This is a genomic window from Paenibacillus sp. 2TAB19 (assembly GCF_052115185.1).
GTDB lineage: Bacteria > Bacillota > Bacilli > Paenibacillales > Paenibacillaceae > Pristimantibacillus.
The window spans coordinates 20,649-39,367 of record NZ_JBFRGE010000035.1 but is presented as its reverse complement, the minus strand read 5'-3'; the positions used below and the strand labels follow the sequence as shown (position 1 = coordinate 39,367).

The 18,719-nt window shown below is 49.8% G+C and carries 19 protein-coding genes; 8 read left to right on the top strand and 11 right to left on the bottom strand.

Translation table 11 applies throughout. The annotated features are described in order from the left end of the window. Positions 1 to 3 precede the first annotated feature (3 nt). The 3 genes from AB4Z33_RS17090 to AB4Z33_RS17080 all read right to left on the bottom strand — a co-directional run bounded on the left by AB4Z33_RS17090 (position 4) and on the right by AB4Z33_RS17080 (position 1,568). Positions 4 to 534 carry an SRPBCC family protein gene (locus AB4Z33_RS17090; protein ID WP_442051056.1) on the bottom strand — a complete coding sequence of 177 codons (531 nt, stop codon included), beginning with the start codon at positions 532 to 534 and terminating at the stop codon, positions 4 to 6. A 233-nt stretch (positions 535 to 767) separates the two neighbouring features. Then, a complete protein-coding gene (locus AB4Z33_RS17085; protein WP_442051080.1) occupies positions 768 to 1,436 on the bottom strand; it encodes a stalk domain-containing protein in 669 nt (222 codons plus the stop codon). Beyond that, positions 1,437 to 1,568 (bottom strand): hypothetical protein, encoded by a 132-nt coding sequence (locus AB4Z33_RS17080; RefSeq protein ID WP_442051055.1) that lies wholly within the window; start codon positions 1,566 to 1,568, stop codon positions 1,437 to 1,439. A 336-nt stretch (positions 1,569 to 1,904) separates the two neighbouring features. On the opposite strand from AB4Z33_RS17080, the gene AB4Z33_RS17075 reads away from it, so the two are divergent. From AB4Z33_RS17075 to AB4Z33_RS17065, 3 genes are all read left to right on the top strand, one after another. Then, positions 1,905 to 4,019: a serine hydrolase gene (locus tag AB4Z33_RS17075; RefSeq protein WP_442051054.1), complete on the top strand. Its 2,115-nt coding sequence runs from the start codon at positions 1,905 to 1,907 to the stop codon at positions 4,017 to 4,019. 222 nt (positions 4,020 to 4,241) lie between these two features. Continuing rightward, positions 4,242 to 4,691, top strand: a complete 450-nt coding sequence (locus AB4Z33_RS17070; RefSeq protein WP_442051053.1) for a HEAT repeat domain-containing protein — start codon at positions 4,242 to 4,244, stop codon at positions 4,689 to 4,691. 207 nt (positions 4,692 to 4,898) lie between these two features. Beyond that, positions 4,899 to 7,967, top strand: coding sequence for an S-layer homology domain-containing protein (locus tag AB4Z33_RS17065; RefSeq protein ID WP_442051052.1), 3,069 nt, complete (start codon positions 4,899 to 4,901; stop codon positions 7,965 to 7,967). A gap of 71 nt (positions 7,968 to 8,038) precedes the next feature. On the opposite strand, the gene AB4Z33_RS17060 is transcribed toward AB4Z33_RS17065, so the two are convergent. Together AB4Z33_RS17060 and AB4Z33_RS17055 are read right to left on the bottom strand one after the other, a co-directional pair. Beyond that, entirely contained in the window at positions 8,039 to 8,722 is a 684-nt protein-coding gene (locus AB4Z33_RS17060; RefSeq protein WP_442051051.1) for an MBL fold metallo-hydrolase, read from the bottom strand. A 5-nt stretch (positions 8,723 to 8,727) separates the two neighbouring features. Then, positions 8,728 to 9,357, bottom strand: coding sequence for a TetR/AcrR family transcriptional regulator (locus tag AB4Z33_RS17055; RefSeq protein WP_442051050.1), 630 nt, complete (start codon positions 9,355 to 9,357; stop codon positions 8,728 to 8,730). Positions 9,358 to 9,496: 139 nt separating this feature from the next. On the opposite strand from AB4Z33_RS17055, the gene AB4Z33_RS17050 reads away from it, so the two are divergent. Continuing rightward, positions 9,497 to 9,820, top strand: coding sequence for an antibiotic biosynthesis monooxygenase family protein (locus AB4Z33_RS17050; protein ID WP_442051049.1), 324 nt, complete (start codon positions 9,497 to 9,499; stop codon positions 9,818 to 9,820). A gap of 31 nt (positions 9,821 to 9,851) precedes the next feature. Further along, the gene (locus tag AB4Z33_RS17045) at positions 9,852 to 10,814 is read left to right on the top strand and encodes a D-2-hydroxyacid dehydrogenase (protein ID WP_442051048.1); all 963 of its coding nucleotides are present in this window, start codon (positions 9,852 to 9,854) and stop codon (positions 10,812 to 10,814) included. A gap of 59 nt (positions 10,815 to 10,873) precedes the next feature. Here the strand turns inward: AB4Z33_RS17045 and AB4Z33_RS17040 are convergent, their stop codons facing one another. Genes AB4Z33_RS17040 through AB4Z33_RS17030 form a run of 3 tightly spaced genes read right to left on the bottom strand, consistent with a single transcriptional unit; the run spans position 10,874 to position 13,504 of the window. Continuing rightward, complete coding sequence (locus AB4Z33_RS17040) at positions 10,874 to 11,863, bottom strand: ABC transporter ATP-binding protein (protein WP_442051047.1); 990 nt, start codon at positions 11,861 to 11,863, stop codon at positions 10,874 to 10,876. Positions 11,864 to 11,878: 15 nt separating this feature from the next. After that, positions 11,879 to 12,697 carry an ABC transporter permease gene (locus tag AB4Z33_RS17035; protein WP_442051046.1) on the bottom strand — a complete coding sequence of 273 codons (819 nt, stop codon included), beginning with the start codon at positions 12,695 to 12,697 and terminating at the stop codon, positions 11,879 to 11,881. 9 nt (positions 12,698 to 12,706) lie between these two features. Beyond that, complete coding sequence (locus AB4Z33_RS17030; RefSeq protein WP_442051045.1) at positions 12,707 to 13,504, bottom strand: ABC transporter permease; 798 nt, start codon at positions 13,502 to 13,504, stop codon at positions 12,707 to 12,709. 277 nt (positions 13,505 to 13,781) lie between these two features. Between AB4Z33_RS17030 and AB4Z33_RS17025 the strand changes: the two genes are divergently transcribed. Together AB4Z33_RS17025 and AB4Z33_RS17020 are read left to right on the top strand one after the other, a co-directional pair. Next, complete coding sequence (locus tag AB4Z33_RS17025) at positions 13,782 to 14,279, top strand: AAA family ATPase (protein ID WP_442051044.1); 498 nt, start codon at positions 13,782 to 13,784, stop codon at positions 14,277 to 14,279. A gap of 116 nt (positions 14,280 to 14,395) precedes the next feature. Beyond that, entirely contained in the window at positions 14,396 to 16,174 is a 1,779-nt protein-coding gene (locus AB4Z33_RS17020) for a glycerophosphoryl diester phosphodiesterase membrane domain-containing protein (protein ID WP_442051043.1), read from the top strand. Between the two features lie 66 nt (positions 16,175 to 16,240). Here the strand turns inward: AB4Z33_RS17020 and AB4Z33_RS17015 are convergent, their stop codons facing one another. Together AB4Z33_RS17015 and AB4Z33_RS17010 are read right to left on the bottom strand one after the other, a co-directional pair. Further along, a complete protein-coding gene (locus tag AB4Z33_RS17015; protein WP_442051079.1) occupies positions 16,241 to 16,807 on the bottom strand; it encodes a GNAT family N-acetyltransferase in 567 nt (188 codons plus the stop codon). Between the two features lie 145 nt (positions 16,808 to 16,952). Then, positions 16,953 to 17,153 (bottom strand): LysR family transcriptional regulator, encoded by a 201-nt coding sequence (locus tag AB4Z33_RS17010; RefSeq protein ID WP_442051042.1) that lies wholly within the window; start codon positions 17,151 to 17,153, stop codon positions 16,953 to 16,955. Between the two features lie 115 nt (positions 17,154 to 17,268). On the opposite strand from AB4Z33_RS17010, the gene AB4Z33_RS17005 reads away from it, so the two are divergent. Next, positions 17,269 to 17,772 carry a GNAT family N-acetyltransferase gene (locus tag AB4Z33_RS17005; protein ID WP_442051041.1) on the top strand — a complete coding sequence of 168 codons (504 nt, stop codon included), beginning with the start codon at positions 17,269 to 17,271 and terminating at the stop codon, positions 17,770 to 17,772. Here the strand turns inward: AB4Z33_RS17005 and AB4Z33_RS17000 are convergent. Further along, entirely contained in the window at positions 17,769 to 18,662 is an 894-nt protein-coding gene (locus AB4Z33_RS17000) for a LysR family transcriptional regulator (RefSeq protein ID WP_442051040.1), read from the bottom strand. The genes AB4Z33_RS17005 and AB4Z33_RS17000 overlap by 4 nt on opposite strands. Positions 18,663 to 18,719 lie beyond the last annotated feature (57 nt).

Below are 18,719 nucleotides of genomic sequence, written 5' to 3'. Positions count from 1 at the left end.
TGTTTAGAACTTTGCGAGGTACGCGTCCAGTTGGTCGAACGTGCTGCCGAAGCCCTGCTGCATCGATTCGAACATGCCTTTATAGAAGGCATGCTCTGCTGGAGCAGCGTTCTGAGGTCCTCCTTGAAGAGTAAGGGTTGTTCTCCCGTCCTGTTCTTCGAAATGTACGATATTCAATATTTCAAGCGGAAACTCCGAGCTGAATGGAGGACGTATGGTATTGCCCTCTGCATCTGCGAAGGTGCTAATGTAAACGAGTTTGTGCGGCGCATCGATTTCTTGATAGATGAACTTGGCCCACATTTGACCGCCGTCAGGAGAGGTCATGCTAAAGTGGAAGATTCCGCCGGGACGAAGATCGAGCGTCTTTGCTTCCAGTGCCATGCCTGTCGGTCCCCACCAGTGCTTCAAATGCTCGGACTCCGTCCATACTTTGAATACTAACTCGCGAGGGGCCTTTACCGTACGGGTAATGACGAGTTTTCCTTCTTCGGTGTTCACTTGATTGGCGTTAGCCGAGCGGCTGTCGGTCATGTTCATTCATTCCTCCAAATGTAATCGTAAATGGATGTGTTCCCGGTTGTCGCGGACATTGTCATAGCTTACCCTTAGGGTCTGTGCAACTGAACATCAAGAGTGGATTGCGTTGCTGTATTGCTTGGATTAAATATACTTAAACGAGAATATTCCTGTCAAGGAATATAAAAGCTGAAAATAAAGGATGCGCAGAAGACCTAAGATCTTCTGAGCATCCCATTCAGTGACAATTAGTAAACAACGACTTGTTTAAAAAATAATTTATTCGTTTTTTGGTCTAAATTGTAAATAAAATATACACCGAATCTGTCCTCGAATTCTCCGCCTACAGCATCCACGTAATACATCAAATCTCTGGAGTATGTATATTCTTCATATTCTGAATCTGCGGATAGTTGCTGTTTGTCTGCTTTTGCAACAACATCTTTAGCGATTGGTGTAATGGCGTCGACACCATAGCGGTCATGAAGCCCTTTTACAGTTTCTTGGATATCTCGAATACTGAATTCTGAAGAAGAGTAACCGGATRAATCTTGTTGAATATTATTTTTTATCCAAGTTTCAACGGCAGTTGTATCGCCAGTTTGCAGTGCTTTGCCGTAAAGGCTAATGAAATAAGCCGCTGCTGCTTTGTTATCTTCAAACATTTTAGATGCAGCTGTGCCTGCTTCGTAGAATTTCACTGCGTCTTTTGCGTTGGAAGTGCTTGGCGTCGTCGGAGTCGTCGGAGTCGGAACCGTCGTTCCTTTGCTATAGATTTCAATCGTTTGAGCGGCAGAATTCCATACGACGGATGCACCTAATTGTTTGGCTATAAGGGCGGCAGGCACGTAGTTGCTGCCTTCATAATTGAGTGGGACTTGTCCGTTCAAATTCACGTTTTTGCCGTCTACCGTAATTTAAAGATTAGCATTCTGATAGGCGGTAACTTTCTTCAATGCTGATGCGGCGAATGCAGTCGTACCTATGGTCATGACGAGGGATGCCGCTGTAATGATAGCTAACGTTTTTTTGCTAAAAGCCAATTTCATTTGTAAAACATCTCCTTTTTCTGTGTTGGAAATCAATCTTTATAGTTAAAACCAAAATTTAATGATGTTAATGCTTTCTACCATAATAATAAACTTCCTAGTAATTGGGAAGATCTAATAGAAACGGATATTTCATAAAGAATAATTTACCTATGGTATTGTGAGCGATATTAAAACAGCATTGCCGGCCTTTGATTGCGGGAGCAAGCGCTGTTCCTGAGCGACCGATCGGCGGCAAGGGCTTGTAGGGACAGCTCCTTCGAAAAGTGAAACTTCCTAATAATTGGGTGCGTATTAAAGACTTGGCACCTAAAACTTGGGAGGGATCAAGTAATAATGAACAAAGTCAAGTACATGCCTAGAACCGCACTATGGATCAAATCATTTGCTGCAGCCTTATTGATCTTATGTCTGATGACCTCAACCGTCTATGGCGCGGCATCAGAGACGGAAGGCAATAGCCAAACAAAGGAACTGAACGCAGAGAGCGCAGTAGCCTTCCTCGATTCGTTCTTCGCCTCGGAAACAACCAAGCCTCATTACACAGGCGCTTCGGTCGTTGTGGTGAAGGACGGCAAGGTTATTGCCCAGAAGGGATATGGTGTATCGGACAAGGGAACGGGAAAGGCTGTTGATCCGGCTTCCACTGTTTTCCGCATCGCCTCGGTATCGAAGACGTTCACGGCTGTGGCGGCCATGCAGCTTATTGAACAAGGGAAGCTTAGCTTAACGGATGATATTCTGAAGGTTTTGCCGAACTTAAAGCTTGTTAATCCGTTCAACACCCCTGTCACGATCGAGCAGTTGTTGACGCATACGACGGGATTCGAGATTCGCGATCCTAAACCGGAAGATCTTCATTTCGATTTCAACAAGATCGTCTCTATTGAAGAATATGTACAAGCCAACTTGCCGCCGGTTGTTCGCAAGCCTGGCAGCTCTTATATGTATGATAATTTCGCTTCTCTTCTGCTAGGACTAGTCGTGGAGAAAGCAAGCGGCGTACCTTTCGAAACGTATATGGAGCAAAATATTTTCAAACCGCTGGGCATGAACAATAGCGGCTTCAAGCTTGAAGGCAAACTGAAGGAACAGCTGGCTGCCGGATACAGCGCGGCAGGCCAGAAGGTTGAGCCGTACGCCGTTACGCCAACGATTATGCCGCATGGCGGCATGCTTTCGACTGCCGAAGACGTAGGCAAATTCATGATTGCCTTCCTGAATGGCGGAGCAACGGAATCCAGCCGTATTCTCGCGGAGAACACGGTAGATCAGATGGAAGTGTACCGCTCATCCATTCATCCGCTTCTGCCGGATACGACTTACGGCTTCGAAGCGCCGTTCCAAATTCCGGGGGCGGGAAGCAGCTCCAAGATTATTACGAAAGCCGGCGATCTGACTGATTTCAGCTCTTATTTATTCCTTATTCCGGAGCAGAATACCGGCGTGTTCTTGACGTACAACCAACAAGGCGTTCTGCGCAACCTGTTCTACCCGCAATTCATTCAGACATTTTTCCCGCAATATGCTGCGCCTGCACAGCTGCCGCAGTACTTGCCTGCTTCGGCAGACGAGTTGAACAAGTTCACCGGCTACTATGCGGATCTGCGGATCAGAAGCATAATTTCAGGTCTTAAGTCTGGAGAAGCTGGGCTGACCATTGCCGACGCATTCATCGGACCTCGCCAGCTGAAGCAAGTGGATGCCAACTTGTTTGTCGACGGACTGACAAATCAATTCACCGCCTTCAAGCTGGATGAGAACGGAAACGTTCTCTATATGAAAGAGCCTTATTTGAACCCGCTTGGTTATGCGAGCAAAGGTGTAAAGGCTGCTGGCTTTACGGATGTGACTGCCGAGCATGCGTATGCGGAGCAAATATTTGCTCTTCAGTCGCTTGGTTATTATGCGAACGATGCAAGCATTGCCTTCCAGCCTGAGCGGCAGGTGACTAGAGGGGAATACGTGCAATTTATTTTGGAATCAAGCAATCTGAAAGGAAGCGAAACGACCGAGCTAGCGTTCAACGACTTGACCGGCCATCCTTCGGCAGCTTTCATTCAGACGGCATATGAGCTTGGAATGGTGAAGGGAACCGGCAATGGCAAGTTCGATCCGAACCGTGTCATTACGCGCCAAGAAGCAGCAGCTGTGTTATGGGGCTTGTACAGTCTCCAATACCCGCCGCAGCTGTTCGAGAGCGTGAAGCTTGCCGGGAAGACCGACGCTTGGGCAATACCAGCCGTTAAGATGATGGTCGCGCTCGGTATTCATGGACCGGAGGTTAAGCTTAATGCGGACGGAACAGCCGATTTCGGATCCAAGAACGTGCTGAAGAACCAAGAGTTGGCGGCTATTCTATACGCCTTGCTGACACAGCCGACGGATCAGATCGTAACCGCTCTCGCTAATCCAGGCGCGACTGCGAATCTCTTGCCGCAAGCTTCTTAAAGTCTAGCGTCGATATATCTAAATATCATTAAATATTAATGCAGAGCCTGCGATTACGTGAACCGGCAACGGAAGCGATAATGGCAGGCTTTTGTGTTTTTAAAATAAATGTTGTGCAGAATGGTGAGGTATACGAGTAGGTTAGTTAGGTTCATGCTATAATAGAATCCGCTAGTATGATATTCATCATTTGCCAATGGCGATGATTAAGGAGATTAAACGTTGAACAACAATCATATTGATGCTGTAAGCGAACTGCCGGAAAACTTCGAGGAGCTTAAGAAAGCGGTCAATCGGACAGCGAGCTGGAGAGACCGTCTGAATGCCGTGAATGAACTCGGCCAATGGGACACGGCGCCTACCATTAAAMTATTGCAGCATGTTATGGATGGCGATTCCGTATTCCAAGTGCGTGAGGCGGCATACCGCAAGCTCAAGCAATTGGGTGAAAATGTGCAAATGCCGGCAAAGAGCAAGGGCGAGCTGTTTAAGGGACTTAACAAAATTTTGCTGCGCATCAAGAAGAGCCTGCCAGAGGGACATRCGTTCGAGGAATTCAAGGAAAAGCTGCAAAAGACGCGTTCGGATATTTACGATACGTACGAGGGCGACAAAGGCCCGGAGTTTGATTCCTGGCTTCAAGCGATTTGGGAAACGCCGGCTAGAAAGTAGCGGCTGCTCATTTCAATAACAGGGGAAATATGCAAAAAGGGAGCGTGGACGTCTGTCCGCGCTCCCTTTTTGCATATTTTTGGTTCGGTTGTTCATAAGTTGCCGCGGATTCTTTCACAATTCTTTTATTGGGGGTTGCTACCATGATAGAGAGGGGTACATGGTTACCTGTTTCTACGTTAAAAGTTGGTAGAGGAGAGATTAATAATGAGAAAATTTGCTTTATGTTTAATCATCGCATTAGCAGTCGGTTGGACAACGATATTTCAGGCACAATATGCTTATGCGGACGAGGACGGAGATTATACGTACATCATTGACGGGGGTACTGCCACGATTACGGATTACCCTAGAGGTGCTCCGGTGGACGTTATCATTCCAGACACGCTGGGAGGGGTGCCCGTCAGTGGAATAGGTGAAACAGCGTTTTATATTACCGATCTCACAAGCGTCACTTTCCCGGATAGCTTGACGAGCATCGGAGATGCTGCGTTCGGCTATAACTATCTCACAAGCGTGGAGATCCCGAACGGAGTAACCTATATCGGAATGAGAGCATTCGCGAATAACCAGTTGACCAGCGTTGTCATTCCAGACAGCGTAACGACAATGGAGCAGGAGGCTTTTAGGGATAATCAGCTTGCCAGCGTTGTTCTATCGAAAAGTTTGACAAGCATTAGCGACTTTGCTTTCAGAGGCAATCTGCTTACTAAAATCGTTATACCGGCGAGCGTAACGTCGATTGGCGGCTATTCCTTCCGTTATAACAGCCTGTCGAGCGTAGTCGTGCTGAATCGCTCCACCGCAATTGATCCACTATCGTTTAATAACAATCAAGCCGTACCGGCAAACTTGAAAATATTCGGTTTCGCGGGTTCGCCCGTACAAACCTATGCGATTGGCAAAGGTTTTACCTTTGTAGACGGATCATCTTTGTTCGGCGCTCTGGCAACGGCCAAGCAGTTATTGGAGGACTATGCTCCGGGCACGGCGATAGGAGAAGTGCCTGCGGGCATCTATGATGATCTAGCGGTCGCTCTCAGCTATGCCGAGCAGTTTATCGATGCGATTACCAATGCATCAGCAGCCTCTGATTTGGCTGCTGCCGCTGCCGAAMTGAACGCGGTCATTCAGTCATTTAATGGAGCAATCGTTGAGGCGGGGGATGCCGAAGACTTGGTATCGTTGCTGGCGGATGCGGCGCAAATGCTAACCGATCATCCCGTAGGCGCGAACGTAAGCGAGACGACAGTGGCGGCAAGGGACGCTTTCCAAGCAGCTATTGAAGCGGCGCAACTAATCGCTGACGATGCCGAGAACTATACCCAGATTCAATTGGATACGGCGGTTGCCGATTTGAATGAGGCTATCGCGATTTTTGAAGACGCTTGGGTGGAATTGGTGCTGGAGGCTCCGACTGCCGGAGTATATGGCATTCATGACAGCCTTCGCTTTACGGTGAGCTACGGATACGGAGTAACCGTGACAGGGACGCCGACCATTCCGATAACCATCGGCAATCACGGTACGACAGTCGTCGTTCAGGCTGCGTATACGGGAACGCGCGATACTGCATTGACGGAGCTAACCTTTGAATACGAATTGCCTGAGGGTTTCTTGGATGAAGAYGGTATTGCTATTGCCGCGCAAATAAATGTTCCAAGCGGAGCGGGTATTACGCGGGCGGGCGGCGTTGCGGCCTCTCTTGCGTATGCAAGCGTGGACGTGAGCGGAATCCGCGTTGTATCGATCGCGCCGACGATTACGCTCGTCAGTGGCGGGGTTGTCGGCAATAAGGTTGACGTTACGGTAACAGCCGATGTACAAGGGACTGCGACAGGAAACGCGTTGTCCAAGCTGGCTTGGATGAAAGGAAGTCATGGCACAACCGGTTTTGCCGGCGGCGCGGGGACGGATATTTTGACGGCCGGACAATTCCAAGTTTCGGCGAATGGCATCTATACGGTCTACGCTAAGGATGCCGCAGGCAATGAAGCGGTGAAAGAGATTTCCGTTACAGGGATCCAGACACCGTCCCCGGGGTCCGGTGGGAGCGGCTCCGGCAATCCTGATATTGAAATTCCGGCAACGGCAATCATTCTCGTGGACGGCATCCAGACGGAAGTAAGCGTGACGACCGAAATAACATCCGACAAGCAGTCTGTTATCAAGCTTTCGCTGACACCGGAGCAGTTAGCCCAATCTTTCGAATCTGGCCGAACGAATATGGTCATTACGGTCAATGGCATCGGCTCGTCCGTACAGGTGAACCTGCCTGTGCCGACGCTGCTGCGACTGCTGAAAGAACGGCCCGATGCCCGCGTTCAAGTGACCGTGAACGGAAATAGTTTGGATATTCCGCTTGTCGCGATCGAACAGCTATCGGCGATAACTACCTTTTCCCTGAGCGTAACGGAGGCTTCCAATACAGCAAACGATGCTTTACAATCAGCGGTTGACACGCGGGGAGCCACTGCCCTCTTAGATCGCCCGCTTGTATTCGCCTTGGAGGCGGACGGCCGAATCGTGGACGATTGGCAAAGCATTAACGCTCATAAGACGATAAAGCTGACGGCGGCAGTCGACCCTGACAAAGCGACAGTCGTTTGGATGGGTGACGATAAGAAGCTTCATTTTGCGCCAGCGATATTCGCAAGCGACGGGACCGTAACCATTCATTCTCCGTATGAGGGCATGTATACGATTATTCGGTTGGACCGAAAGTTTACTGATCTGCTAGGACACTGGGCTCAAGTCGATATCGAGCGGCTCGCAAACAAGCTGATTGTGGACGGGAGACCGAACGGTTTGTTTGATCCGAACGCTACGATTACCCGGGCGGAGTTCGCTGCACTGCTTGTTCGAGCGCTTGGCTTGCCCGAGACGAGACCAGGGGAGCCCTTCACGGATGTGGATTCCGCGGATTGGTTCGCCGGGGCGGTAGGAGCCGCGAAGCAAGCCGGCTTAATAGGCGGTTATGAGGATGGCTCATTCCGGCCGGAAGCGAACATTACCCGGGAGCAAATGGCGGTCATGATCGCCAACGCGCTGTTCTTCACCGGTCGATCGCCGCAGATGGAGAGCGCGATACCGACCTTCAGCGATGCCGCCGATATTTCAAGCTGGGCGGCTGAGGCGACGAGACAGTTGGCAGGCTTAGGCATTATCCGCGGCGTTACCGATACGACATTCGTTCCGCAAGCGAATGCCACCCGGGCTCAAAGCGCCGTTATGATTACTCGGATGCTCGCTTACTTGCAATTCATTAATAAATAAAGGAATAGAAGCCCGCGCTGTCCTTTGGATGGCGCGGGCTTCTGTTTATATTCTATTTACCGTATGATCAACTAATTCGTTGTAACGCTTGGATGGGTCTTGCGGATACCGGCCACATATTCATCCAGCTGCTCCGCCGGCTTGAACACCGAGCTGCCATGGCAAACTTCCAATCTGGCAGGGCGCAGCTTGCTTACGATCGTACTGCTATTCAGCACTTCGCTCATATCCGGAGTAAAGAGGGGCTTGCGCAGCTTTCCGTTCTTGGACGAGAACAGGTCGCCTGCAAGCAGCACTTGATCCGCCTCATGAAAGTAGACCGTATGACCGGGGGAGTGTCCGGGCGTGAAGTAAGGCGTTAAGCCGCCGATCGGCTGCAGTTGACCATGCCCGTTTTCCTGCAGCGCCTGCGTCGCTCCTTTCGGCAAGGTCGTCATTAGCTTCTTGCCCGAGTAGGGGAGCTCGCCCTCGATGAATGGAATTTCTTTGCGATGCGCGAAGACCGGTACATTATGCTTGCTTAGAATTGCCTTGAGCGACCCTACATGGTCCGAATGCCCATGTGTCAGAAGAATCCGTTTGAGAGGACCGGCTTGGAGCTGCTCGATGAATTTCATAATGCCTTTCGCCATTGTCGGGATGCCGGTGTCGATTAAAGTGACTCCATCCTCCTCGACGACAACCCACACCGTTATCGGGATGATTACCCACGTTCTTAGACTCCACACTTGCTTCGAAATTTGCGTTGCTTTCATTGTTATCATCCTCCAATAGCTAATTTGGATTTAAATCCGATTAACAGAGAGTCGAAGGCTTCCTCGAAAGTGGAGTGAAGGCGCGCCATGATGTCGTCGAGAGGTTCATCGGTCTGCGAGTAAGTGGTGACGATGCCTTGCAGCATATAGAAAAAGATGCGGTTATAGGCTAGCAAACGTTCATCGTTGATTTGCAACTGCAAGCATTGTTGCAGCGTATGCCCGAATTGATTGAATAATTCGAGGCGAATTTTGTTGATGGCGAGCTCCGGCTCTTGATCCACTCGAGTTCCTTTCGTGATGAAAATAACCGAGTACATCGATTTATGCAGCAAGCAGACGCGGATGAAGGCGATGCTAATTTCTTGAAGTCTCGTTTCAGGCGGTAGCTCGCTTTGCGCGRCAATCGATATGAAACGTTCCTTAAGTTCGGTTAAAGGGTTCATGGAGAGCTCGTGCAGAAGCACCTCCTTGTCTTTAAAATAAATATAGATCGTTGTATGAGAGCAGCCAGCCTCCTTGGCGATCTCTCTCATCGTTACAACGTCGTAGCCTCGCTCGGAGAACATCTTGCCTGCAGCGGATAAGATCGCTTGCTTCGTCTCCTCGGAGCGAAGCCGTTGTCTTGTCGTCATGATGGAAAACCTCGTTTCAATGCGAATAAGTAACCGTTGGTTATAATATAACCGACGGTTACTTTAGTGTCAACAAATTCCTTAAAAGTGGTATAATCATCATTAGACGGAACATGAAGACAGAAGGAGAGAGGCTGTTATGGAGCAGAAGCCGGATGGATCATATTACGCGGTCATTTTTACGAGCAAGCGTACGGACGGGGATCAGGGCTATGGACATATGGCTGACCGGATGGAAGAGCTTGCGGGGAAGCAGCCGGGCTTCATTGGAGTCGAGAGCGTAAGAGATGCCGCAGGAGTCGGAATTACCGTTTCTTATTGGGATAGTCTTGATTCAATCGGCAATTGGAAGAGAAATGAAGCCCATCAAGTTGCCCAGGAGAAGGGCAAGCAGGTTTGGTACGAGCATTACACGGTTCGAATCTGCAAGGTCGAGAGGGAGTACTCGTTCGGATTAGTTTAAATGAATGCACTGACATAGGAGGTAATGATAAATGAGATCAATCCTTTGTATTCCAGAATTAACGTTGGAGCAGCAGGAGGTGGTGCGGAGCGCTGCGCCTGGTTTATCGATACAGTTCGGGGAAGCGTCGAAGAGCTTTGATGAGCACGACTACAAGGAAGCGGAAGTTATATTCGGCTGGGATGCGAAGGTGAAGACGGCAGCTTTGCAGGAGGGGACGAAGCTGAGATGGGTGCAGAGCTGGTCTTCGGGCATCGACAGTCTGCCACTGACGGAGCTGGAGCAGCGCTGTATCTTACTCACCGATGCCAGCGGCGTACATGCAAGATCGGTATCGGAGACGGCTGTCGCCATGATGCTGGGGCTTGCCCGAGGCATTGCAACGGCCGTCCGCAATCAGCATACGGGCTTATGGGAAAGCCCGGCAACGCTGGCGGAGGTGAACGGAGGCACGGTGGCGATTGTCGGCGCAGGGGAAATCGGCCGAGAGGTTGCCCGTATAGCGCGGGCGTTCGATATGCGCGTGATTGCCGTACGCCGATCGGGAGGCACGATGGCGGAGGCCGACGTCGTCTACGAGACGGCAAGACTCGATGATGCGCTGAGGGAAGCCGATTATGTCGTTAATATTTTACCTCTTACGAACGAGACGGAGCATATATTCAATGCGGAGCGTTTCGCCGTTATGAAGCGCGGCGCATACTTTATTAATGTTGGACGAGGTGGGACGGTACGTACGGAAGATTTGATTGAAGCGCTGAACAAGGGCGTAATTGCGGGTGCCGGCCTCGATGTGTTCGAACAAGAGCCGCTGCCTGCGGACCATCCGCTGTGGTCGATGCCGAACGTCATTATAACACCGCATAATGCCGGCGGAATGACCGTGCGCAACACGGAGCGGCTAGTGAAGCTGTTCGTGGACAATCTGAAGATCTATTTATGCGGTGAGTCCGGAAGCTTGCGCAATCTGGTCGATTATAGCAAGAAGTACTAATAGATGAAGGAGGTGTCTCAAAAGCCATTGGCTTGAGGACACCTCCTTCTTTTCAATCGTTACACCGTCGCCGTCGTCTTATATACTTCACGGATCGCGTCTTCGACGTTGGGCTCCTTCACGCTTATATCTTGAATCGGAAGCTTCTGCGACAGCGCGGCGATCAGTTCGGAAGCGGATACGGTTTCCTTCTCGAATTGATACCAAATTTTGAGTCCCTCTTGTTTGATTACGGTGGCGTTAGGGGTGGACAGATCGTCACACGGTTCTTGAAGCTCTACGACGAGCATGCGGTGAGGCGTCAGCTTATGGATGATCGAGTCGATGGGCCCGTCCTCGACGATCTTCCCATTATTCACGACAATGATTCGGCTGCATAGCTGCTCGACGTCGTCGAGGTCATGCGTCGTCAGAATAACCGTTACATTCCGTGTACGATTAATCTCCTTAATGAAATTGCGGATCGCGTGCTTGGCATCGGCATCAAGCCCGATTGTCGGTTCATCCAAAAACAGCACGGATGGAGAATGCAGCATCGCCGCCGCGATATCGCCGCGCATGCGCTGGCCAAGCGAAAGCTGGCGAACGGGCGTATTGATGAAGTCCTGCAGCTTAAGAACATCGGTCAGCACGGCGAGATTTTCCTCATAGGCGGCTTGATCGATTTGATAGATTCTCCGTAACAGCTCGAAAGATTCGCCAAGCCGCAAGTCCCAGTAAAGCTGCGTGTGCTGTCCGAACACGACGCCAAGCTTGCGAACGACGGATTTGCGGTCCGCTTGCGGAGAAATGCCGCATACTTTAATCGTGCCGGCAGTCGGGTGGAGAATACCGGTAAGCATTTTGATGGTCGTACTTTTGCCGGCGCCGTTCGGGCCGATATAGCCGACAATTTCGCCGGGAGCGATAGAGAAGCTAATACCGTTTACGCCGTTAAATTTCGTTTTTTTAGGAAACAGCAAGCTTTTGAGCGAGCCGCGAAGTCCGCTTTCTTTTTTCACGATAATATATTCTTTTACGAGGTTCTTCACTTCAATAACGGCTTCCATTCTCGTAATGTCCCCCTATGAGCCTGCGCTCTCGTAGTTTTTCATGCCGTATCTAAAAATAACGCTCGCGAGCAAGAAGCATGCCAATCCGACCGCAGGCGTCCAAAGCGCAAAGCTAAGCGGTAGTTCAAGACCGCCGTTATCCGTGCCGAGAAACTCGGCAGCGGGGTAGAAGCTGATGAACCCGATCGGAATGACGAAAGTAAATAGCGCTTGCAGAAAATAAGGGTACATGCTGAGCGGGTACATTGTTGCGCGCTCCAGCATGGTAAGGGCAAAGCCTACCATGGAGCCGTTCCGCTTCGTCCAGAAAGCAATCGCGCCCAAGCTGGTGAACAGGGCGGCCCGAATCAGAATACCGCCGATCAGCACAAGAATGAGCTTGCCGACGTTGACCAGCGACCATTCGAAACCGGCTATTTCACAGCCATAGATGAATATAATAACGCCAGGAATGCAATCAATGAGTCCGATAAAGTTCACATAGCTTGCTATGAGCTGGAAGAACACGTTCATTGGCCGCAGCAGCAGACGATCGAAGCCGCCGTTAATGACCATTTGGTCGATACTCCATGTATTGATGAAGAAGACGACGAAGATGCCGTGGCTAATCAGTCCGAGTCCATACAGGAACGTAAGCTGGGGAAAATCCCATCCGTTCAGCGGTTGAAACCGGTCGACGATAATCTTCAGCATCCAAATGCCGGAGAAATATTGAATAGGGATCATAAGCAGCCAGCTGAACAAGAAAAGCGGGTACTCCAGCTGCCGCTGAACGGCCAGGCGAGCGAAGCAGGAAGCGACGGATACATAGTGCTTAATCGAGGAGACCATATCGGGTCATCATCCTCCTTGGATTAATGTTTTTTTCTTCGTGCGCGCCCATCCGGCAGCAAGGAAGAGATAGAGGATAACGACCCACACGCCTTGGACGGTCATAGCGACTAAAGCATCGCCTGCGTTCGTATTGCCGATATAAATGCCGAGCGGTGTCTGGTACGTGTATTGAAAGGGCAAAAACTTCGAGATGGTCTGGACGCTGTCGGGAAAAAACCATAGCGGTATGATGCTGCCGGATAATACGCGAACGATGCTGTCTTTGACCATCCCCATATTGCCGAGCTCCATGACCCAGAACGCGATCAGTCCGACGAGCGCGCTGAGCAGCCACAGAATGGCATAGCTTAGCAGACAGCTCGGGAGAAAGAGGAGGAAGCTTTGGAAGGAAGCGGGCCAAGGGATCCCGAAGAAGATGGAAGCAAATACGATGAGCGGAAGCGCTTTGTTCATGAATGAACTGAGCATATCGCCGATGTCGTCGGCGAGGTAGCAAGCTAGAAGCGGAATGGGGCGATAAAAGTCGGTGACGATCTGTCCTTCTCTTATTTTGTAATAAATCGTGTTCTGTACGTCGCAAACGAAGATGGTCGAGAGTGTAATCGCTAGAATGGTGTAAGTCGTTACATCCTGCAAGCTGAGCGTTTCGACGGCTCCGGTGCCGCCTTTGTAGGCGGTCTGCCATAGGAAAACGGATGCCAGCGTGAGAATGAGGTTGGTGGCTACAGCGGTGAATACTTCAAAACGATAAGTCAGATTGGTAAGAAGCCTCATCTTCGTTATGTACCAATAAGCTTGAAGCATATGAACCCCCTCGAATGCCGCGTAATAAGAAATTATAATGTTAATATATTAATATATGTAAAAGAATTAGGCTACGGATATTTTTATTATAATTATTTGTTATTGATTATTTACCATATAGGCGCCGCAAGTCCCCGATCGTGGGATTTGCGGTTTTTCTTTTTTCTAAGCGGTTCTCTTATTAGCCCATACTTTGTCCTTTCGTGTCGCATAGCATGTCATATCATAAGGACTCCGTTTCGTCAGGAGATGAGCGAAAGAGCAGAGGGGAATAATAATGACGCATTCATTGTTTATTGTTACGGGATTAAGCGGATCTGGAAAAACAACGACCGTACCGGTACTTAGAAGTATGATGGGAGCCGGATTCAATGTGTATGATATGGATTCCATCGTGGTGAAGGGCGACTATCAAGCCGCTTGCAACAACTGGATTAGAATAGCTTATTTTAATAGTTTAAGTGGACACTGTACTGTCTTATTCGGCGTCATCCCCCAAGCGTATAACCTTGAGCTGTGCGATTATTTCCATAGATTCGATTCCGTGCATTATTTGCTTCTGCATTGCAGCAATGCAGAACGGACGAAACGATTAACAGCTCGCAACGTGTGGACGGAAGAAGGCATTACAGCCGCAAACGATTTCGCCAGCAGGATGTTTGAAGAAGCGATGTTATCTTTGCAGCCTATAGTCGATACCACAGATACACCTACGCCGATCGTCGCGTTTCAAATCAAGGAGTGGGTGCTTAAACATTGGGTTGAGCGGAATTAACGCGGTTCATTGGCATCAAAGCAGGTTCATCGTGTAAAATGGTCATTCTACAGCTATAATTGAAATAGCTGGCGCTGACGCGCCGATTATTATGTGCATAGATAGGATGAATGGCCATGATGAGGCTACTAGGCAAAAGTATTCGTGATTTTCGCGCCTCGTACCCGAAATTGCTTCTTTTCGAGTATTTATATATGCTGCTGACGAGTTCGGTCATCATTCCCGTTATTACGTTTATTTTCAACCGGATATTGACGGTCGTCGGCTCAGGCTCGCTGCTCAATGGCGAGGTGTATCGGCTGGGAGTCAGCTATGAAGGTGTTCTTGGACTGATTCTGATTGGACTCGTCGCGTCCTTCGCCTTATTCATTGAACTATGCGTGCTTATCATTATGGTGCAGCAGAGGTACTTCGGCAGAGAAGTGGCGATTATGGATGCCTTTCTGACGACGCTTCGCCAGACGCCGCGCCTGTTCGGTTTCGGTATCGTGCAGCTGTTCGTCTTCCTGCTTGTTCTGATTCCGTTCATCGACTCGCCGCTGTCGGCGTCGTTCTATGCGCTGTTCAACGTGCCGATTTTTCTACGCAGCAAAGTATTATCGGCCTCATTCATAATGACCTTTGTTTATATTCTAGTGCTCCTGGCTGCCTTGTACACGGTGCTGCGATGGATATTCGTACTGCATTTCATGATGCTGGAGGGCAAGACCATTACGGAGGCGATTCGAAGCAGTCTCGTGCTGACGCGGGGGAGAAGGCTGCAGCTTTTCTTCTCGTTATTTTTGCTGAATGCGGCTATTTTCGGCTTGGGTTTTGTGTCGATCCGCTCGCTATCGCTGTTGCCTTCCTGGCTTGATATTAATGTGCTAAAAGTGTTCACCGCCCATTATTCGCTTACGGTTTCGACCATTCTTACATATATGCTGACGCTGCTGCTCTTGCCGATTAATATGATCTTTCTGACTCGGCTGTTCTATTCCTTCGGGCGTTCTAAGGGCGTAATGCCGTTGGATAAAGTTCGCGTATATCGGAGTCGGCTGGGAAGGTTGGAAGAACAAATATCTTCGTATATGCGGGAGAAGGGGCGAAGCAAGACAAGGCTGATTTACTTGGTCGCCGCTGCTGTTTACTTGTGTGTGGCTTTATTTCTGGGCTTCAAGGCAAATGACAATCTCGTCTATGCCAAGTGGAGCGTACTGATCTCCGCCCATAGAGGGGATACGGAGGATGCGCCGGAAAACTCAATTCCATCGATTACATCGGCGATTGATAAAGGCATCCAATCGGTAGAGATCGACGTGCAGCTGACGAAGGATGGCGTACCGGTTCTGAATCATGATTATAATTTGAAGCGAGTATCTGGCGTGGAGAGACGCGTATCCGATCTTACCTATGTGGAGCTGAGCGAAATTGCGATCGGCAGAGATGAGAACGGGGACGTTATTCACATTCCGACGCTTAGCGAAGCGCTCGCCGAGGGGCAGGGACGGATTAAGCTGCTGCTGGATCTGAAGCCTTACGGTCCGAGCGAGGAGCTGGTGAGAAGCGTTGTAGGTCTCGTGAAATATTTTGGCATGGAAGAGGACGTCTATATTCAATCGTTCGACAGCCATACCTTGCAGCAAATTCGAGCGATTGCACCCGGTATTAAGATCGGGCAAATCTTATATTTTGCGTTAGGCGACTTGTCGGCGCTGGACGTTGATTTCTATACGATCGAGAAAGTCATGCTGACGGAGCAGCTCGTCGAGCGGGTGCATGGCGCGGGGCGCGAGCTATGGATTTGGACGGTGAACAGCAGGAGCAATATGAAGGAAGTGCTCAAATTCCAAATCGACGGAATCATAACCGATTACCCGGTTCGAGCCCAGTCAATCGTCGAGCTTAACCTATAATGGATTCAAGTGTTATATCAAAAGAACCGCAGCTCTCCGTGAAGAGGCTTGCGGTTCTTTTGTTCATTAAAGGTCGGCGTTGAGACGGAGCAGGCTCCAGTCCGACCTATTCAGGCCATAAAAGACGAGATCCTCATATTGCTCCCATTTCTTAATATGCTGCGGGAAAGTGCCTTCATACTTCATGCCGGCCTTTATCATTACATTATAGGATGCGGGATTTCTCGTCATGGCAGCGGCGTGGATACGGTTCAACGCCAGCTCTTCGAAGCCGAATTGCACAACTCTGCGTGCCGCCTCCGTCGCATAACCTAGTCCCCAGTACGGCTTACCCATCCAGTAGGCAAGCTCCGCTCGATTATGATGCTTAGTGATGCCAAGGGTCATATTGCCGAGCAGGACATAATCTTCTTGACGAACAATGGCGAAGACATGACGGTCTCCCTGAACGGACGCTTGCCGAGAAGCTTCAATCCATTGCTCCGCGGCTCCATCCGGGTAGGGGTGAGGGATGGCCAGCGTTGTGCTGGCTACATCTTTGTCGCCTGCCAGCAGCTGTACTTGCTTGGCGTCGGCTCCTTCGAAGGGCCGCAGCAGCAAACGATCCGTCTGTAGTGTAAGTATCAAAGCTATCCCTCCCGTTCAGTTAAACATTTCATAAATTATACTAATATTTGGATAGGCCGTCTACTATGCTTTTGCTAGATAACACTGTTTGCCCCGTGTACGCCGAGCAGCTCTAGTGCTGATTTTACACTGGCATCGTTCGCTTTATCAGTCAGATAACTTGCATAACGCCGGCTTGCGTCAGGCTTACATTGCGGTTGTCTCGAAGAAACAACGGTTTCCCGACAGCGCTCTCCAGCGCTTTGATCCGGGCCGTAACGGCGGATTGAGAAATATGCAAGTGCTCCGAGGCTTTGGTGAAATTAAGCGTTTGGCTAACCGCCAGAAAAGCTTCCAACTGTGACATGTCCATCTTGCACACCTCTATTATTCAAAATATCGATTATTGTAATAAGAAAGATTCGTTATACAAATTATAATCACGGATTTATGATCTTTCTATACGTTTCGAAGAGAGGGGATTGCATATGGAAGTTACATTTGAACAGGTCATGCAAATCGAGGACATTCTGGAGGAGCTGTCTATCCTGCTTAAAGCAGTCGTAGAGGATGGAGCGTCGCTGGGCTTCTTACCGCCGCTTGCCGATAAGGAGGCGGTAGACTATTGGAGAAACGTACTCCGGCCGGACGTAAGGCTCTTCATTGCCAAGCACGACCAACGAATCGTCGGTACGGTACAGCTCCATCTATGTACGAAGCCGAACGGACTCCATCGCGCCGAAATCGCGAAGCTGATGACAGATCCCGATTATAGGCGCAAGGGGATTGGCCGTAAGCTGATGCAGACAGCAGAGCAGCGCGCCATACAGGAAGAGAGATCGCTGCTCGTTCTCGATACGAGGGAGGGTGATCTGACGAACTTGCTCTATCGTTCGCTTAATTACGTACAGGCCGGAATCATCCCGCATTACGCGAGATCGGCGAGCGGTGGTCTGGATGCAACCGTTATGTATTACAAGCTGTTCAGTTAGGCATCATCATAGCTGGGTAATAAAGCAAGGAACGCTTTCGAAGCAGACGATAGCGGCACGCCATGGAGTGAAGCGACGCCAATGCTTCGCTCAGGCAGCGGCGGAAGGAGCGGCAGCTCGAAGAGCTCGCCGCGCTTTAACCGTTCTTGAATGAATTCGCGAATAACGAATGCAAGTCCGAAGCCGCGAAGGGCGAACTGAACAAGCAGATCGATGCTGCCGAGCTCAATCTCGGGGCTGAGCCTTATGCCATTCGCTACGGCAAACTCATCGATATAGGTCCGTGTGCTTGAGCCCGGTTCAAGCATCAGCAATGGATACTGGCCTATGTTATCTAAGCCGGGAGGCGTGCCGGCCAAATGTTCGTAGCCTTTGCCGGCGACAAGACAATCGTGAATCGTTGCGGTTCTGCGAAAATGGATTTGCTTATCCGGAGCGGGCGAGCCGACAATGCCGAAGTCGATTTTCCCTTGTCTAAGCAGCGACAGCGTCTCAGGCGTCGTCCGATTCGTGATATGAATGCGGATATGGGGATGTCTCTCATGGAATTGCTCCAGATACGGCAACAAATAATAGTTGCACAGCGTATCGCTCGCTCCGATATGAATTTCTCCGCTATGAAGCTGATTCATCTCCGCAATGGCGCGTTCACCGCTCTCGATATTCAGGAAAGCTTGTTCGATATACCGAAGCAGAACATCGCCTTCAGTTGTTAGCCTTATGCCTTTGGACGTACGGAAGAATAGAGCCCCTCCCATTCGCTCCTCTAATTGTTTAATGGTATGGCTCACCGCCGGTTGCGTAATATAAAGTTTTTCCGCTGCCGCAGTTAAGCTGCCAGTCTTAGCGACCCGGTAGAATACGCGATACCATTCCAAATTAACGTCCATGTCATTACCTCACCTTATATCATATATTACTAATATTAATTTTATTTATGTAATAAG

Coding starts and splice junctions, on each gene's coding strand:
- AB4Z33_RS17030 (WP_442051045.1), bottom strand. CDS start 13,504: ATGCTTCAAGCTTATTGGTACATAACGAAGATGAGGCTTCTTACCAAT.
- AB4Z33_RS17000 (WP_442051040.1), bottom strand. CDS start 18,662: ATGGACGTTAATTTGGAATGGTATCGCGTATTCTACCGGGTCGCTAAG.
- AB4Z33_RS17075 (WP_442051054.1), top strand. CDS start 1,905: ATGAACAAAGTCAAGTACATGCCTAGAACCGCACTATGGATCAAATCA.
- AB4Z33_RS17060 (WP_442051051.1), bottom strand. CDS start 8,722: ATGAAAGCAACGCAAATTTCGAAGCAAGTGTGGAGTCTAAGAACGTGG.
- AB4Z33_RS17045 (WP_442051048.1), top strand. CDS start 9,852: ATGAGATCAATCCTTTGTATTCCAGAATTAACGTTGGAGCAGCAGGAG.
- AB4Z33_RS17090 (WP_442051056.1), bottom strand. CDS start 534: ATGACCGACAGCCGCTCGGCTAACGCCAATCAAGTGAACACCGAAGAA.
- AB4Z33_RS17005 (WP_442051041.1), top strand. CDS start 17,269: ATGGAAGTTACATTTGAACAGGTCATGCAAATCGAGGACATTCTGGAG.
- AB4Z33_RS17020 (WP_442051043.1), top strand. CDS start 14,396: ATGATGAGGCTACTAGGCAAAAGTATTCGTGATTTTCGCGCCTCGTAC.
- AB4Z33_RS17025 (WP_442051044.1), top strand. CDS start 13,782: ATGACGCATTCATTGTTTATTGTTACGGGATTAAGCGGATCTGGAAAA.
- AB4Z33_RS17050 (WP_442051049.1), top strand. CDS start 9,497: ATGGAGCAGAAGCCGGATGGATCATATTACGCGGTCATTTTTACGAGC.
- AB4Z33_RS17040 (WP_442051047.1), bottom strand. CDS start 11,863: ATGGAAGCCGTTATTGAAGTGAAGAACCTCGTAAAAGAATATATTATC.
- AB4Z33_RS17080 (WP_442051055.1), bottom strand. CDS start 1,568: ATGAAATTGGCTTTTAGCAAAAAAACGTTAGCTATCATTACAGCGGCA.
- AB4Z33_RS17035 (WP_442051046.1), bottom strand. CDS start 12,697: ATGGTCTCCTCGATTAAGCACTATGTATCCGTCGCTTCCTGCTTCGCT.
- AB4Z33_RS17010 (WP_442051042.1), bottom strand. CDS start 17,153: ATGGACATGTCACAGTTGGAAGCTTTTCTGGCGGTTAGCCAAACGCTT.